Annotated in this window: 15 protein-coding genes; 6 read left to right on the forward strand and 9 right to left on the reverse strand. The window is 65.3% G+C overall.

The window, feature by feature from the left end; all coding sequences use genetic code 11:
- Positions 1-68 precede the first annotated feature (68 nt).
- Together G7Y29_RS03390 and ppk2 are read left to right on the forward strand one after the other, a co-directional pair.
- On the forward strand, positions 69-392 hold the full coding sequence (locus G7Y29_RS03390; protein WP_165001985.1) for a putative quinol monooxygenase: 324 nt from the start codon (positions 69-71) through the stop codon (positions 390-392).
- Positions 385-1209 (forward strand): polyphosphate kinase 2, encoded by an 825-nt coding sequence (gene ppk2, locus G7Y29_RS03395; protein WP_165001986.1) that lies wholly within the window; start codon positions 385-387, stop codon positions 1207-1209. The genes G7Y29_RS03390 and ppk2 overlap by 8 nt, the downstream gene beginning before the upstream one ends.
- On the opposite strand, the gene G7Y29_RS03400 is transcribed toward ppk2, so the two are convergent.
- Together G7Y29_RS03400 and G7Y29_RS03405 are read right to left on the reverse strand one after the other, a co-directional pair.
- Entirely contained in the window at positions 1206-1781 is a 576-nt protein-coding gene (locus G7Y29_RS03400) for a DNA-3-methyladenine glycosylase (protein ID WP_249399795.1), read from the reverse strand. The two genes, ppk2 and G7Y29_RS03400, sit on opposite strands and share 4 nt — an antisense overlap.
- The gene (locus G7Y29_RS03405; RefSeq protein WP_165001988.1) at positions 1778-2584 is read right to left on the reverse strand and encodes a Cof-type HAD-IIB family hydrolase; all 807 of its coding nucleotides are present in this window, start codon (positions 2582-2584) and stop codon (positions 1778-1780) included. The genes G7Y29_RS03400 and G7Y29_RS03405 overlap by 4 nt, the downstream gene beginning before the upstream one ends.
- Before the next feature lie 28 nt (positions 2585-2612).
- Between G7Y29_RS03405 and G7Y29_RS03410 the strand changes: the two genes are divergently transcribed.
- Positions 2613-3608, forward strand: coding sequence for a 3-hydroxyisobutyryl-CoA hydrolase (locus G7Y29_RS03410; RefSeq protein WP_165001989.1), 996 nt, complete (start codon positions 2613-2615; stop codon positions 3606-3608).
- Positions 3609-3723: 115 nt separating this feature from the next.
- The gene (locus G7Y29_RS03415; protein WP_165001990.1) at positions 3724-5184 is read left to right on the forward strand and encodes a glyceraldehyde-3-phosphate dehydrogenase; all 1461 of its coding nucleotides are present in this window, start codon (positions 3724-3726) and stop codon (positions 5182-5184) included.
- Here G7Y29_RS03415 and G7Y29_RS03420 read toward each other — a convergent pair whose 3' ends face one another.
- From G7Y29_RS03420 to G7Y29_RS03435, 4 genes are all read right to left on the reverse strand, one after another.
- Complete coding sequence (locus tag G7Y29_RS03420; RefSeq protein WP_165001991.1) at positions 5185-6270, reverse strand: zinc-dependent alcohol dehydrogenase family protein; 1086 nt, start codon at positions 6268-6270, stop codon at positions 5185-5187.
- Between the two features lie 88 nt (positions 6271-6358).
- On the reverse strand, positions 6359-6772 hold the full coding sequence (locus G7Y29_RS03425) for a DoxX family protein (RefSeq protein WP_165001992.1): 414 nt from the start codon (positions 6770-6772) through the stop codon (positions 6359-6361).
- Positions 6773-6817: 45 nt separating this feature from the next.
- Positions 6818-7954, reverse strand: a complete 1137-nt coding sequence (locus G7Y29_RS03430; RefSeq protein WP_165001993.1) for a glycosyltransferase family 4 protein — start codon at positions 7952-7954, stop codon at positions 6818-6820.
- Positions 7955-9151, reverse strand: coding sequence for an NAD-dependent epimerase/dehydratase family protein (locus tag G7Y29_RS03435; protein ID WP_165001994.1), 1197 nt, complete (start codon positions 9149-9151; stop codon positions 7955-7957).
- A gap of 182 nt (positions 9152-9333) precedes the next feature.
- On the opposite strand from G7Y29_RS03435, the gene G7Y29_RS03440 reads away from it, so the two are divergent.
- Both G7Y29_RS03440 and G7Y29_RS03445 read left to right on the forward strand, forming a co-directional pair.
- Positions 9334-11013 carry an FAD-binding dehydrogenase gene (locus G7Y29_RS03440; protein ID WP_165001995.1) on the forward strand — a complete coding sequence of 560 codons (1680 nt, stop codon included), beginning with the start codon at positions 9334-9336 and terminating at the stop codon, positions 11011-11013.
- A 15-nt stretch (positions 11014-11028) separates the two neighbouring features.
- Complete coding sequence (locus G7Y29_RS03445; RefSeq protein ID WP_165001996.1) at positions 11029-12480, forward strand: SLC13 family permease; 1452 nt, start codon at positions 11029-11031, stop codon at positions 12478-12480.
- Here the strand turns inward: G7Y29_RS03445 and ulaA are convergent.
- From ulaA to G7Y29_RS03460, 3 genes are read right to left on the reverse strand one after another with little or no spacing between them, the layout of a single operon-like run.
- On the reverse strand, positions 12472-13974 hold the full coding sequence (gene ulaA / locus G7Y29_RS03450; protein WP_165001997.1) for a PTS ascorbate transporter subunit IIC: 1503 nt from the start codon (positions 13972-13974) through the stop codon (positions 12472-12474). The genes G7Y29_RS03445 and ulaA overlap by 9 nt on opposite strands.
- Positions 13975-14721: a PTS sugar transporter subunit IIA gene (locus tag G7Y29_RS03455; protein ID WP_165001998.1), complete on the reverse strand. Its 747-nt coding sequence runs from the start codon at positions 14719-14721 to the stop codon at positions 13975-13977.
- A complete protein-coding gene (locus tag G7Y29_RS03460; RefSeq protein ID WP_165001999.1) occupies positions 14718-15110 on the reverse strand; it encodes a hypothetical protein in 393 nt (130 codons plus the stop codon). The genes G7Y29_RS03455 and G7Y29_RS03460 overlap by 4 nt, the downstream gene beginning before the upstream one ends.
- Between the last annotated feature and the right edge of the window lie 9 nt (positions 15111-15119).

The following is a 15119-nucleotide window of genomic DNA, read 5'->3' on the forward strand; positions in this document are numbered from 1 at the left end:
GTGCGTGCCTTCCTTAAAGTGTCATAGCCGTTCCCTTATTTATACCGCTAGCGCGTATCCTGGGCCTCATGATCCTCATCAACGTCAAGTTCCAGCCGCTCCCCGGCAACGTCGACAACTTCCGCGAGTTGGTCAACGAATTCACGGTGGCTACCCGCGCGGAGGAGGGCTGCCTGTTCTTCGACTGGTTCCGCAGCGAGGAGGACCCGGGCGAGTACATCCTGGTGGAGGGTTTCAAGGACGATGCTGCCGAGGCGCACGTGAATTCGGAACACTTCAAGCAGGCGCAGGAGTATTTCCCGACGATCTTGGCGCGCACCCCGCAGATCATCAACACGTTGATTGACGGCAAGACCGAGTGGGACGAGATGGCGGAGTTCCGCGTTGACTAGTCCCGCGAAGCTTTCGAAGAAGGCCTACGAGAAGGAGCTGCTACGGCTGCAGGCCGAGCTCGTGGCCATGCAGCACTGGGTGGTCACCACCGGCGCCCGCCTCGTCATCGTCATGGAGGGCCGTGACGCCGCGGGCAAGGGTTCCGCGATTAAGCGCATCACCCAGTACCTCAACCCGCGCACCTGCCGCATCGAGGCGCTGCCGAAGCCGACGGAGCGCGAGCAGGGCCAGTGGTACTTCCAGCGCTACGTCGAGCGACTCCCCGCGGCAGGCGAGATCGTCATTTTCGACCGCTCCTGGTACAACCGCGCCGGGGTCGAGCGGGTCATGGGCTTCTGCACCTCGCAGGAATATCGCCGTTTCCTGCACCAGGCGCCGATCTTCGAGCGCCTGCTCGTCGAGGACGGCATCATGCTGCGCAAGTACTGGTTCTCCGTCTCCGACGAGGAGCAGTACGACCGCTTCGTGGCGCGCCGGGAGGATCCGCTGCGCCACTGGAAGCTCTCGCCCATGGACCTGGAGTCCATCTCCAAATGGGAGGACTATTCGCGGGCGAAAGACGAGATGTTCGTCCACACCGACATCCCCTCGGCACCGTGGTACACGGTGGAGTCCGACGACAAGAAACGTTCGCGCATCAACGTGATCTCCCACCTGCTGTCCACGATCCCGTACGAGCACGTGGAGCAGGACTTGCCCGAGATCCCGCAGCGCCCCCAGTCGGGCAGCTACACCCGCCCGCCACGCGGGGAGTTCCGCTACGTGCCCGACGCCGCCGCGAAGCTCGAGGAGAAAAAGAAGGGCAAAAAAGCTTAGCGACGCCCGCGTGGCCGGCCTCTCGGCGTGGACACCGTCCTGTCACCGGGGACCCAGAACCGCAGCGGCGCGTCGGCGTTCTTCGAGATGCCAACGCGCGGACCGGCCACCCACTCCGGCTCTTCTTCGCGCGACGAGAGAACGACGGGCGTGCCGTTGTCCGCCAGCGTCAGTCCGAGCGCCTGGCCCAGGTTGCCCGGCCCGCGGGCGAGGTTCTCGTGCGGGATGGGTGCGCGCTCCGGGCGCTGCCGCCTTTCGCGCGCGAGCTCCTCGCCCGCGACGACCTCGCCGCCGCGCATGAGGCAGCCCTGTCCGAGGCCCTCGGGGGCGCAGACGATGTTGCCGTTGAAGTGGATGCCGTAGGAGAAGTACACGTAGAGCCTGCCGGGAGGGCCGAACATCGCCGCGTTGCGGGCTGTTTTCCCGCGGTAGGTGTGCGCCGCCTCATCGTCGGCACCGAGGTAGGCCTCAACCTCCGTCAGCCGAACCGCCACCCCGTCGTGCTCGACCACGCAGCCGAGCAGCTGCGGGGCGACGACGTCGGCGGTCTGCGTGAAATCGATCCCGCTCACGCCTCCAGCCACCTTTCAATGCGGCACAGGGCGCCGTGTTCGTCGTTGGTGCCCACGACCTCGTCGGCAATCGCCTTCAGATCGGGGTGGGCGTTGCCCATCGCCACGGCGTAGCCAGCTTCCTCGAGCATGGCGTAGTCGTTGAGGTAGTCGCCGATGGCGGCGGTGTCCTCGCGGCGGACACCCAGCTGCTGCGCGAGCGCGTTGAGTGCGACCCCCTTGTCCACGCCCTCGGCCATCAGGTCGATCCAGTGGTGCGAGCTCACTGCGACGTTGAGCTCCGGCGCCACTTCGGCGAGCCAGGGCAGCGCGTCGCGCTCGGCGTCGCTCTCCACAAACAGGGCGATCTTGACGGTGTCATCCGGGTCGGCGGCGAGGGCGTCGCTGAGCGAGCTCGCGTGAGCGTTGGCCAGGTAGTACTTATCCACCTCGCTCTGCACTTCGGGCGGGGTAGTTTCGGCGGTGTAGGAGATCTCCGGTTTGCACACGACGGCGTGGGCGGTGAAAGGGGCGCTGTCCAGCGCGTCGACAACCCGGCGCACCGCCTCGCCCGGCAGCGGGGACACGGAGACGATTTCACCTTTGTGCCACACCACCGCGCCGTTCTCCGCGATAAAGGTGTCGGGCTCGTTGCGCTCGAACATGTGCTGGAGCGTGGCGAGCTGGCGGCCGGACGCGGGGGCGACGACCATGCCCGCGCCGAGGGCGCGGTCGAGCAGCCCCCAGAATTCCTCGGGGATCGACCCGGAGGATTCGACGAGCGTTCCGTCCATGTCGAGGGCGACGATACGGGGAGTGGCCATGTCCTACTTTCATGTAACACTGGTGTGCATGAACCAGCCTGTGAGAACGAACGTTGTGAACCATACCGGAGTCATCACCCTCGACCGCCCCGAGGCGCTGAACTCGCTCAACCACGAAATGGTCACCCTCATCGCAGAGGCGCTGGCCACCTGGCGTGACGACGCGGCAGTGGAACAGGTCCTCATCCACTCTTCCGGCAAGCACTTCTGCGCCGGCGGCGACGTGCGCGCGGCGCGCGACGGCGTGCTGTCCGGGCGCGCCAAAGAGGTGGACGCGTATTTCGCCGACGAATACGCGATGAACCTCGCCATCGCGAACTACCCGAAACCGTACGTCGCGCTGGCCAGCGGTGTGATCATGGGCGGAGGCCTGGGTGTGTCCGCCCACGGTTCGCACCTCGTGGTCACCGAGGACGCGTTCGCCTCCATGCCGGAAATGAACATCGGCTTCATCACTGACGTGGGCATGAGCTGGAAGCTGCAGAACCTGCCGAATTGCCCGTCCCAAGGGCTCGGCACCTTTCTGGCGCTGACCGGTTACCGTCTGAGCGCGGACGATATGCTCGCCACCGGCCTGGCCACCCACAAGGTGGCGTCACTCGAAGGGCTGGCCGAGCGTATCGCGCAGGAAGGTCTCGGGGTGCTCGACGAGGTCGCACTCGAAGCCGGGGAGTCCAGGCTCGAATGCTGGAAGGACGAGGTCGATACCGTGTTCACCGGGTCATGGGCCGACATTTCTGCCCGCCTCGACGGTGAGCTGGGCGAGCTCGTCCGCGAGTTAACCGCCCAGGCGTCGCCAAGCTCGCTGACCGCGGCCGCTGAGCTGATGCGCGCGAATTCCGCTTTGGATCTGGCGAAGTCTCTCGAGAACGAGCGTGCGCTCGCCGCTGTGATGTGCCGTGAGCCCGATTTCGCGGAGGGCGTGCGCGCAGTCCTTGTGGACAAATCGAACGATGCCAAGTTCGAGACTGCCCCGGATGTGGGGAAGTACCGCGCCGCCCTCGCTCACGGCGGCGACAAATAGGGGTAAGGCGCCTCCCGAAATGCCCGAATGGCTAGACTGGAAGCGTATGTGCACCCCCGTTTTCGCACATTTTTGGCTTGAACCCGTACCCAAGTAACACAAAAGGAACCGTGCCGTGACTGCATCGACCGCTCCCCAGAACGACTGGAACCACAAGCTGACCCTCGCGCAGGAGATGCTGCCCCTGATCAGCCAGCTCCACCGCGAGAACAACGCGGTCACCTCCATCTACGGTCGCATCCTCGTGGGTGTCACGGACGTCGACATCATTAAGGCGCACCGCTACGCCCGCCGCATCGTCGAACGCGAGCTCCCGTTGGATGAGACGCTGCCGATTCTTCGTGAGCTCGTGCAGATGGACCTGGGCACCAGCTCCATCGACCTCGGCCGCCTGGCCAAGAACTACTCTCGCGCCGAGGGCGAGGATCTGCGTTCCTTCCTGGAGGAGGAGCTCGCCGGTGCCATCGGCGGCGAGAAGCGGACGGAGCCGCGCGACGTTGTGCTCTACGGCTTCGGCCGCATCGGCCGCCTGCTGGCCCGCATCCTCATTTCTCGGGAGGCGACCTATGGCGGCGTGCGGCTGCGCGCTGTCGTCGTGCGCAAGAAGGGCGACGACGACATCGTCAAGCGCGCCTCCCTGCTGCGCCGCGACTCGGTCCACGGCCCGTTCAACGGCACCATCACCGTCGACCATGAGAACGAAATCATCTGGGCGAACGGCACCGCCATCCAAATGATCTACTCGGACGACCCAGCCTCCATCGACTACACCCAGTACGGCATCGACAACGCCATCGTGGTGGACAACACCGGACGGTGGCGCGACCGCGAGGGCCTGTCCCAGCACCTCAAGTCCTCCGGTGTGCAGAAGGCGCTGCTTACCGCCCCGGGCAAGGGCGACGTGCGCAACATCGTCTACGGCGTCAACCATGCCGACATCACCGACGACGCCTCGGACAACGTCATCTCCGCCGCATCCTGCACCACCAACGGCATCACCCCGGTGCTCAAGGTCATCAACGACCGCTACGGCGTCAAGCACGGCCATGTGGAGACGGTCCACTCCTACACCAACGACCAGAACCTGGCCGACAACTTCCACAAGGGCCCGCGCCGCGGCCGTGCCGCCGGCCTGAACATGGTGCTCACCGAGACCGGTGCCGCCAAGGCCGTGTCCAAGGCTCTGCCGGAGTTCGAGGGCAAGCTCACCGGCAACGCGATCCGGGTGCCCACGCCGGATGTGTCCATGGCTGTGCTCAACCTCGACCTGGAGACGGAGGTGGAGAAGGACGAGGTCAACGAGTTCCTCCGTCGCGTGTCCACCGATTCGAACCTGCGCCAGCAGATCGACTACATCAACTCCCCGGACATCGTCTCCACCGACCTGCTCGGCACCACCCACGCGGGCGTTGTCGACGGCCTGGCGACGATCGCCTCCGGCAACCACCTGGTGCTCTACGTCTGGTACGACAACGAGTACGGCTACTCCCACCAGGTGGTGCGCATCGTGGAGGAGATCGCGGGCGTGCGCCCGAAGATCTACCCCGAGCGCAAGGACCCGCGCGAGATCCGCTAATCAGCTGTTGTCGATGATGACCTTCATGGCGCGGTTCTTTTCCGCGTTGTAGAAGGTCTCCCACGCCTGGCCCAGCTGGTCCCAGGTGAAGTGGTGGGTGGCAAGAGCCTTGATCGGTAAGGCGGTGTTCTGCACCGCCTTGAGCAGCATGCCGGTGGTGTTGGCGTTGACCAGGCCGGTGGTGATGGTCACGTTCTTGATCCACAGCTTGTTCAGCTCGAAATTGACTGGCTTGCCGTGCACGCCGACGACGGCGACGTTGCCGCCCTCCTTGACGTTCTCGGCGCACAGCTCCCAGGTCGCGGGAAGTCCCACCGCCTCGATGGCGGTGTCAACACCGCGGCCTCCTGTCACCTCGTCCACCAGTGCCTTGACGTCGTCCTTGCCCGGATTGACGGTGTGAGTCGCTCCCATGCGCAGGGCCATCTGGAGGCGGTTATCATCCATGTCGGCGACGATAATGTTGGCCGGGGAGTAGAACTGCGAGGTCAGCAACACGCCCATGCCGACCGGCCCCGCGCCCACGATCAGCACGTCGGTGCCGGGTTTGACTTCGCCGTACTGCACGCCGATTTCGTGGCCGGTGGGAAGTGCGTCAGAAAGGAACACACCGACCTCTTTGTCCAGGTCATCCGGAATGGGATAGAGGGAGGTGTCGGCGAACGGGGTGCGCACGTACTCGGCCAGAGTGCCGTCGATCATGTACCCGAGGATCCATGAGCCGCCGTTGAGGCAGTGGCTGTAGAGCTGCTTCTGGCAGTTCTCGCACGCGCCGCAGCGGGAGATGCAGGAGATTAGAACCTTGTCACCGGGCGCGAAGTTGGTTACGGCGGAGCCAACCTCCTCGACGACGCCGATGCCCTCGTGGCCCAGGATGCGGCCGTTCCACTCGCCGGTCTTCTCCCGGGCAACCTGTTCGATCTCCGGGTTCTTGCCGTGGGAGATGCCGAGGTCGGTGCCGCAGATAGTGGTGGTCTGGATGCGGATGATCGCGTCGGTGGGCTCGAGGATGGTCGGCTTCGGGCGGTCTTCGACACGAATATCGCCCTCTCCGTAGTAGGTGAGGGCTTTCATTGTGGGGGACATGGCGGGTCCTTCCGGAAGTTGATGGATCTCTGTCCAATAACTATTTAACTCCCGTTTGGCGGGATCCACCCCGGGGGAAAGTGTGGGGTTAGTCTCGTGCGCGGCGGCTAGCGAGCAGGTGATCCACGCTGAAGCGGCCTGCGCCGACTGCGGCGAGTGCGAGGGATGCCGCGGCGATGGCGCCGACGAGCTCGAACCCGCCGTTGCTGATGAACACGCCGTTACCGATGTGGGCGAAGAGATACGCGGCGAGCATCTGCAGGGCGATCACGACCGCGACCCACGGGGTGGCGGCGCCGATGAGGAGGAAGATTCCGCCGACGAGCTCGATGACGGCGGCAATTGCGCTGGTGAGTCCAGGGGCGGGAACACCCATGCCGCCAAACGCCTCGGCAGTACCAGCGAGGGTCCACTCGTTGAACTTCTGCCATCCATGGGCAATGAGGATCACGCCAAGAAGAATGCGGGCGAGGAGAAGAGAAACGTCTTTGAATGTTGTCATGTCGACAATAAAAGCATGTGATGTATCAACAATCGAATTAGGGCGCTAGCTTCTCGACGCCCGCGCCACGCCGTACAGCTCGACTAGGCGCTGCGTCGACGCGCGCCACGACCACCGCTGCGCCTCCGCCCGAGCTGCGCGCGACATCGTGCCACGCAACCCCGCATCACGCAAAAGGTTCGTCAGCGGCTCGGCCCACGCGTCATCCGGCAGGTCCGGGTCAACCAAGAAACCGGTGACGCCGTCATCGATGACGTAGGGCAGCCCACCTGCCCGCGCGCCCACCACGGGAACGCCGGAAGCGAACGCCTCCAGGGCGGCGAAGCCGAGAGTCTCCGTAGTAGACGGGAAAATGAGCGCGTCACCGGAGGCGTAGGCCTGCTGCAGTTTCTCCCCGGACAGGTATCCCGTGAAGGTGACCCACTCCTGGTCCATGGTCGCGCGGAGCTCGTCGAGCTGCGGCCCGGCACCGATCAGGGCCAGCCGCGCACCAGGCACGCGCTCACGAACCGATTCCATGATGCCGAGCGTGCGCTCAGTCGACTTCTCGGCAGAAATCCGGCCGATGTAGGTGACAAGGGGGGCGTCGGGGTGGCCGTCGCTAAGCAATGCCCGCATATTGCGAGTGCGTTTGGCCGGATCGAATCCGGCGGTGTCCACCGCCTTCGGCCAGATCTCCACGTTGGGGATGCGGTACTCGGCGGCTTTCTCCAGCATTGGCGCGGAGGTGACCAGGTTGACCTGCGCCCTGCCGTGAAACTGGCGGATGCCCCACTTCGACGGCCCGGCCAGCCACCCCGCGCCGAGGCGAACCGTGTACTCGGGCACGTCGGTGTGAAAGGACCCCAGGATCGGCAGCCCCATCCGCTCGGCGACGAGCGCCGCCGCCCCGGCCAGCCACATCGGGTTGACCACGTGGACCACGTCCGGGTTGAACTCCTTGAGGCGACGGAACATGCCCGGGGTCGGCAGACCGACCTGAATCTCCGGGTAGATCGGCCAAAAGGGGACCGAGGGCATGCGCACGACCTCGAAACCGGCATAGCTGGCGGGCGCCTTGCCGGGGGCGAAAATGAGCACCTCGTGGCCAAGCTCTGCCAGCTGATCGAGCGTGCGGGTCACGCGGGTGACAATGCCGTCGATCTTGGGGAGGAAAACCTCCGTGAACAGGGCGATGCGCATCTACTTCTCGCCGCTGGGGACGCCCTCAGACTGGTTGCGGGTCCACAGCGAGCGCGCCGGGATCATCGTGCGGTCCACGCGGTGCGCGTAGTGCTTGGCCACGTCCTCGACCTCCTGCAGCAGGCCCTCCTCCAGCTTTGTCGGCTTCAGGCCGAGGTCGAGGAAGGTGTCGTTGGTGACGTGCAGCTCGTTCTCGTCGGCCTCCTTGCGCGGGTTGGGCACCAGCGCGAACTCGGTGCCGGACAGGCGCGAAACCAGCTCCGCAAGTTCGCGAACGCGGTGGGTTTCCGTCATCTGGTTCAGGATCAACACCCGCTCGCCGCGCGCCGGCGGGTTCTCCAGGGCGATCTCGATGCACTTGGCCATGTCGCGGATGTGGATGAAGGCGCGGGTCTGCCCGCCCGTGCCGTGAACGGTCAGCGGGTAGCCAATCGCCGCCTGCATGAGGAAGCGGTTGAGCACGGTGCCGTAGTCGCCGTCGTAGTCGAATCGGTTAATTAGTCGCTCGTCGCGCTCGGTCTGCGGGGTGTGGGTGCCCCAGATGATGCCCTGGTGCAGGTCGGTGATGCGCAGCTCGTCGTTCTTGGCAAAGTACGCGAACAGGTTCTGGTCCAGCACCTTGGTCAGGTGGTAGACCGACCCCGGGTTGGTGGGGTAGAGAATCTGCTGCTCAACGGTGGTGCCCTCGTCGGTATCGACCTTGATGTCGAGGTAGCCCTCCGGGATCTTCATCCCGGCGGTGCCGTAGCCGTAGACACCCATCGTGCCGAGGTGGACAACGTGGATGTCCAGGCCGGATTCGACGATGGCTACGAGCAGGTTGTGCGTGGCATTGACGTTGTTGTCAATGGTGTAGCGCTTCGTGCGCGGGTTCTTCATCGAGTACGGCGCGGCGCGCTGCTCGGCGAAGTGCACTACGGCGTCCGGCTTGAACTCCTGGATGAAGTCGAACAGACCCTCGTAGTCCTGGGCGACGTCGATGTTGCGGAAGCCGATCTCCTTGCCGGATACCTCCTTCCACGCAGCAAGGCGCTCGTCGATAAACGCAATGGGGGTCAAAGACTCGGCGCCGAGCTCCTCGTCGATGCGGCGGCGCGACAGGTTGTCCACGATGACGACCTCATGACCGAGGTCCGAAAGGTGCAGGGACGCGGGCCAGCCGCAAAATCCGTCTCCGCCCAGAATCGCAATCTTCACTTTTGGCAACCTTTCTACTTCACGCATTAAGCATTAAAGTGCCCGGCACGGGGCGCGGGCTTCTCGTACACGTTACCTGTGATTCTTAAGCGTTGCTGAGTGGAAGCAGGTGAACGTCAGGTGACATTTTTCGGACGAAAAATCTAACGCAATAGTCGCATCATGTGAGTAAAGTTCTTCTTATGAATTCTGACGGCGCACGCGCACCACACAACACTGAGACTCCGGTCATCATCGTCGGCACGGGGCTCGCCGGCCTCGTCGCCGGTTTTGAGGCCAGCAAAGCCGGCCGCCACGTCATCTTCGTGGACCAAGAAAGCCGGGAGAACCTCGGCGGCCAGGCGTTCTGGTCCCTCGGCGGCCTGTTCATGGTCGGATCCCCCGAGCAAAAGCTCATGCGGGTCAACGACTTCGAGGAACTTGCCTGGACGGACTGGGAGAATTCAGCGGACTACGACGCGTCCGACAACGACAAGTGGCCGCGCCAGTGGGGCCGCGAGTTCGTCCGCTTCGCCGCCCACGACATGCACTCCTACCTGAAGAACTTGGGCCTGCGCGTGCTGCCGACGATCGGGTGGGCCGAGCGCGGCTCCGGCGACGCCTCCGGCCACGGCAACTCCGTGCCGCGCTTCCACGTCACCTGGGGCACCGGCCCCGAGGTTGTGCGCGTCTTCCGCGAGCCGCTGCTGGAGGCGGAGAAGCAGGGCAAGGTGGAATTCCGCTTCCGCCACCGCGTCGACGACATCATCGTCGAATCCGGGCGCGCCGTTGGCGTGACGGGCATCGTGCTTGACGACGACCCCGCCGTGCGCGGAGCCGCCTCCAACAAGCAGGAGGGCGACGCGTTCGAGATCCGCGGCGCGGCAGTCGTCATCGCCACCGGCGGCATCGGTGGCAACCTGGATAAGGTACGCGCGATGTGGCCGGATGATCGCTGGGGCCCCTGCCCCGAGTACATGGTCACGGGCGTGCCGGCGTACGTCGACGGGCGCGGCATCGACATCGCCAAGAAAGCCGGCGCCAACCTGGTCAACACCGACCGCATGTGGCACTACCCGGAGGGCATGATCAACTGGGATCCGATCTGGCCGAACCACGGCATCCGCATCATCCCCGGCCCGTCCGCGATCTGGATGGACGCCGAGGGCAAGCGCCTGCCGACGCACCTGTTCCCGGGCTCCGACAACCTCGCCGCGCTCGCGCACATCGGCCGCACCGGCCACGGCTACTCCTGGTTCATCCTCAACCAGGCGATCGCAGATAAGGAGTTCATCTTCTCCGGTTCGGAGCAGAACCCGGACCTGACGGACAAGGAGATTAAGAAGCTGCTGGGCAAGATCGGCCCCGGCACGCCCATGGCGATCGAGGCGTTCCAGAAGAACGGCGTAGACTGGGTCACCGCGGACACGGTCGAGGACCTGGTCAAGGGCATGAACGAGCTTGGCGACGTCGAGATCGACGCCGAGTTTGTCGAACGCCAGTTGCTCGAGCGCGACGCCCAGCTCTCCAACGCCTTCTCCAAGGACATCCAGGTCAACTACATCCGCATGGCGCGCCAGTTCCTCGGCGACAAGATCGTGCGTGTCCACCCGCCGCACCGCATCCTGGACGAGAAGAAGGGCCCCTTGATCGCCGTCCGCCTCCACGTGCTGACGCGCAAGACGCTCGGCGGCATCGAGACGGACCTGTCGGGCCGCGCGCTTCACGCCGACGGCTCGGTCTTCGATGGCCTCTTCGCCTGTGGTGAGGTCGCCGGCTTCGGCGGCGGCGGAATGCACGGCAAGAACGCGCTCGAGGGCACCTTCCTGGGTGGCTGCATCCACTCCGGAAAGCGCGTCGGGGAAGCGCTGGGGCGAATCTAGCGGGAGAGGTTTGTCGTGACTAAGGCAAAGTCCGCAGCATTCGTCGCTGCATTCGTGGCGCTGATCAGCGTCCTCCTCCTGCCGCTGGGCTCGCTTTCCTGGCAGGGGCAGATCGCCCTGGGGCTGCTTGCCTTCGCAGTGATCATGTGGGTCTCCGAGGCGGTCACGTACCCGGTCAGCGCGCTGCTGATCATTGGGCTCATCTCGCTGCTCGTCGGGCTGTCCCCCGACCCGGATTCGCCCGGCGAGGCGTTCGGGACGGGCAAGGCGCTAGCAATCGCCCTCGACGGCTTCTCCACCTCCGCGGTCGCCTTGGTCGCCGCTGCGCTCGCCCTGGCCACCGCGATGCAGGCGACCGGCCTGCACCGCCGCATAGCCCTGTACGTGCTCAAAGTCGCGGGCGAGAAGACCTCCCACATCGTGGTCGGGGCGATCGCGATCTCGATCATTCTCGCCTTCTTCGTCCCCTCGGCCACGGCGCGCGGGGGAGCCGTGGTTCCGATCCTGTTGGGGATGGTCGCGGCGTTCGGCCTCGCGGTCGACTCGAAGCTGTCGGCGCTGCTGGTCATCACCGCGACGCAGGCGGTTTCCGTGTGGAACGTCGGCATCAAGACCGCGGCGGCCCAGAACATGGTGGCCGTGGGGTTCATCGAGGATCAGATGGACACGACGGTGTCGTGGGGCCAGTGGTTCCTCTGGGCCGCGCCGTGGTCGATCCTGATGTCCGTCGCCCTATACTTCATCATGCGCGCGGCAGTCAAACCCGAGGTCGAGTCCATCGAAGGGGGCCGCGAGCTTGTCGACGCCCAGCTTGCCGAGATGGGCCCGATGACGGGGGCCGAGAAGCGGCTTACCGCGATCGCTATCATCCTGCTCGGGTTCTGGGCGACGGAAGGGGTCCTGCACCCGGTCGATTCCTCCGTGATCACGCTCGTCGCTGTAGGCCTCATGCTGCTGCCGGGCGTCGGTGTCATGGAGTGGAAGTACGCGCAGGATCACATCAACTGGGGCACGCTCATCGTCTTCGCGGTGGGTATCTCACTGGGTACCTTCCTCCTGGACACCGGGGCCGCGGCGTGGCTGTCGGAGCGGACCTTTGGGGTGCTTGGCCTGTCGGGGATGCCGATTCTGGCCGCCATCGCGATCGTCTCGCTGTTCAACATCCTGATTCATCTCGGGTTCGCCTCGGCGACCTCCCTGGCATCCGCTCTCATCCCCGTGTTCATCTCGCTTGCCGCCACGCTCGACGCCCCGAGCGGTGGGATCGGGTTCGTCCTGATCCAGCAGTTCGTGATCAGCTTCGGCTTCCTCCTGCCGGTCTCGGCCCCGCAGAACATGCTCGCCTACGGCACGGGCGCGTTTACCACCCGGCAATTCCTGAAGACGGGCATCCCGCTGACGATCGTCGGGTACCTCCTTGTCCTGCTTCTATCCGCGACGTACTGGAACTGGATCGGCCTAGTCTAGCGGCGGCGGGGGAGTGGGCGCTCCGGCCGGCGGGGCGATCTTGGGGTAGCGCCGTGTCGGTTCTTCTGGCGTGTCAGGCTGGCCGCGGTCGACTGTGGAGAGTCTCTTTTGGGTCCACAGGCCGAGCGCAAAAACCGAGGCGCCGACGAGTCCTGCTACAACGAGGCCGGTGACGCCGCCGGGGCGAGCGCCCAGCCCGACCAGGATCCCGAACCAGCCGAAGTCGGCGTCGCCAAAGGTGGTGTTCCCGTCGCCGAAGGTGCCCAGGACTTTCAGCAGCGCCGCAGGCCAGAACGTGATGATCAAGCCGTTGACAAATCCCCCGAGTACAGCTCCGCGCCGCCCGCCCGTAGCGTTGCCGTAGACGCCGGCGGCGCCGCCGGTGAAGAAGTGGGGGACAAGCCCTGGCAGGATCAGAGCCAGGGAGAACGCCGGGTTCGCGAGTACCGCAAGCCCGACCAGCCCGCCGGCGAACGAGGAGATAAAGCCGATGAGGACGGCGTTTTGCGCGTAGGGGAAGACGATTGAGGCGTCGAGTGCGGGGATGGCCCCGGGGACCACCTTGCTTGCGATGCCTTGGAATGCCGGGATGAGCTCGCCGAGGATCGTGCGCACGCCGAACAAGATCACCGCCACCGCGACGCCGAACTGCAGCCCGAGCGTGACTGCCTGCATGTAGAAGTTGCCTATCGAGCTCGCCCCGTCGGGCAGCGCGAGCATGGCCTGGTCGGCGCCGACCCGGGCGTGTAAAAGGATCGCGGCGGCCAGGTACATGATCACCATGGACAGCGCCGTGGACACCATCGAGTCGCGGAGGAACTTCAGCCCCTCGGGGAGCTTGAGGTCCTCGGTCGACGCCGACTTCGCGCGGCCCTTTCCACCAACCGCCTTTCCTAGCGCGCCGGCGACGACGTACCCGGTTGTGCCGAAGTGGCCAATCGCGATGGAATCGCTCCCGGTGATTTTCCGCGTCCACGGGTGGGCGATGGCGGGAAGGGAGACCATGAGGACGCCGAGGAGGAGGGCGCCGAACAAGACAGCCACCCAGGCGTTGTAACCCGCGGTGGCGAGGATGATCGTGAGCATGGTCGCCATGAACAGCACGTGGTGGCCTGTCAGAAACACGTAGCGAAGCGGGGTGAACCGCGCGATAACAAGCGAGACCGCGAACCCCAGGATCATCAGCCAGGCGACTTGGGCGCCGTAGCGCTCCTGGGCGATGCCCGCGATTGCTTCGTTGGTTGGGATCACCCCCTGCGCGCCCGTCGCCTGCTGGATCATGACTCCGAGGGGCTCCAAGGACGCGACGACCAGCGTGGATCCCGCGCCGATCAGCAAAAACCCGAGCGTGGCCTTGATCGCGCTGCCGACGACCTCGCCTGCGGGCTTGCGCAGGGCTACCAGCCCGACCGCGGTGATGATCCCGATGAGAAACGCCGGGACGGCGAGGACCTCGTTGACAATAAACTGGACGGCTGCGATGACGGGGTCCACTTAGGCCTCCTCAGTATCGTAAAGCTCGCGCAGCGCCAGGTCGACCTCTCGCGTCGAGGTGAAGTCGTCGATGACGTGAACCGGGATTCCGACGTCGCCAAGCGTGCGGGCGATCTCCCCCGAGGTGAGAATGAGGTCGGCTTCCTTCGCCTTCCCCTTGGCCGAAATCGTGTCGGTCGCCTCCACGGTGATAAACGGGGCCCACCCCCAGCGGGAAAGCACATCCTCGAGGGTGTTTTTCAAAAACAGCGAGGTCCCCACGCCGTTGCCGCACACGGTCAGGATCTTGTTCTTGGCGGGCCCGGTCGACCCGTTGTTTCCGCGCAGGAGGGCGAGAAGCTCGCTCGGTGTGCGTACCTCGTCGAGCTCCCGGCGGCGATTCCCAATGAGCGTGGCAATGCGCGCCATCACGCTTTGGTGCGCCTTCGAGTCTTCGGCGGCAAGCGCGATAACCAGGGAAACGGGGCCGTTTTTCGTGTGGCCGAACTCAACGGGTGCGTCCAAGCGCAGCCAGGACAACGTCGTGGCGTGCACGGCGTCGCTCGGGCGCGCGTGGGCGAAGGCGAAGCCGGGGGCGACGACGATGTAGGGCCCGTTTTGTCGCACCGAATCGACCATCTCCTCGGTGTAGGACGGCTCGACGTTGCCGGTTACCTCCAACAGCTCGCCGGCCCGTCGCACCGCCTCTTCCCACGTTCGGGCGCGGCCTTGCAGGTCTACTGATTCCTCCGCGAGGAAGCGGGTCATCCCTCCACCACCAGCGCGACGTGTACCGAGGTCAGCTCGTACTCGCCCGGCATAAGCGGCATCGAGCGCAGCTCTGCGGCGGTGGCGCCGGTGACCGGGATGATCCACCCCAGGTTCGGGTCCAATGCCGGGTCGGCGTCGGCGCGGACCGGGACGAAGGTGACCGCGCGGCCTTCCGTCGGGGCGAGACGAACAGGGGCGTCGGCACGCGCGACCCGCTCGAACGCGGCGAGCGGGAGGGCGATGATGATCAGCTTCTCGTCGGTGTCGGGGTCGAGGTTGGCCACGCGCACCTCGAGGTTGCGCACGGGCACCGTATCGACGTCTTCGGGGTAGTCCACCAGCTTCTCGCCGCCGAAAAACGCGCGCAGTGCCTCCATGAATCCCATGCGGGAAGT

Origin of the sequence: Corynebacterium qintianiae (assembly GCF_011038645.2) — a bacterium.
Classification (GTDB): domain Bacteria; phylum Actinomycetota; class Actinomycetes; order Mycobacteriales; family Mycobacteriaceae; genus Corynebacterium; species Corynebacterium qintianiae.

Coding starts and splice junctions, on each gene's coding strand:
- G7Y29_RS03390 (WP_165001985.1), top strand. CDS start 69: ATGATCCTCATCAACGTCAAGTTCCAGCCGCTCCCCGGCAACGTCGAC.
- G7Y29_RS03405 (WP_165001988.1), bottom strand. CDS start 2,584: ATGGCCACTCCCCGTATCGTCGCCCTCGACATGGACGGAACGCTCGTC.
- G7Y29_RS03410 (WP_165001989.1), top strand. CDS start 2,613: ATGAACCAGCCTGTGAGAACGAACGTTGTGAACCATACCGGAGTCATC.
- G7Y29_RS03420 (WP_165001991.1), bottom strand. CDS start 6,270: ATGTCCCCCACAATGAAAGCCCTCACCTACTACGGAGAGGGCGATATT.
- G7Y29_RS03425 (WP_165001992.1), bottom strand. CDS start 6,772: ATGACAACATTCAAAGACGTTTCTCTTCTCCTCGCCCGCATTCTTCTT.
- G7Y29_RS03430 (WP_165001993.1), bottom strand. CDS start 7,954: ATGCGCATCGCCCTGTTCACGGAGGTTTTCCTCCCCAAGATCGACGGC.
- G7Y29_RS03440 (WP_165001995.1), top strand. CDS start 9,334: ATGAATTCTGACGGCGCACGCGCACCACACAACACTGAGACTCCGGTC.
- G7Y29_RS03455 (WP_165001998.1), bottom strand. CDS start 14,721: ATGACCCGCTTCCTCGCGGAGGAATCAGTAGACCTGCAAGGCCGCGCC.
- G7Y29_RS03460 (WP_165001999.1), bottom strand. CDS start 15,110: ATGGGATTCATGGAGGCACTGCGCGCGTTTTTCGGCGGCGAGAAGCTG.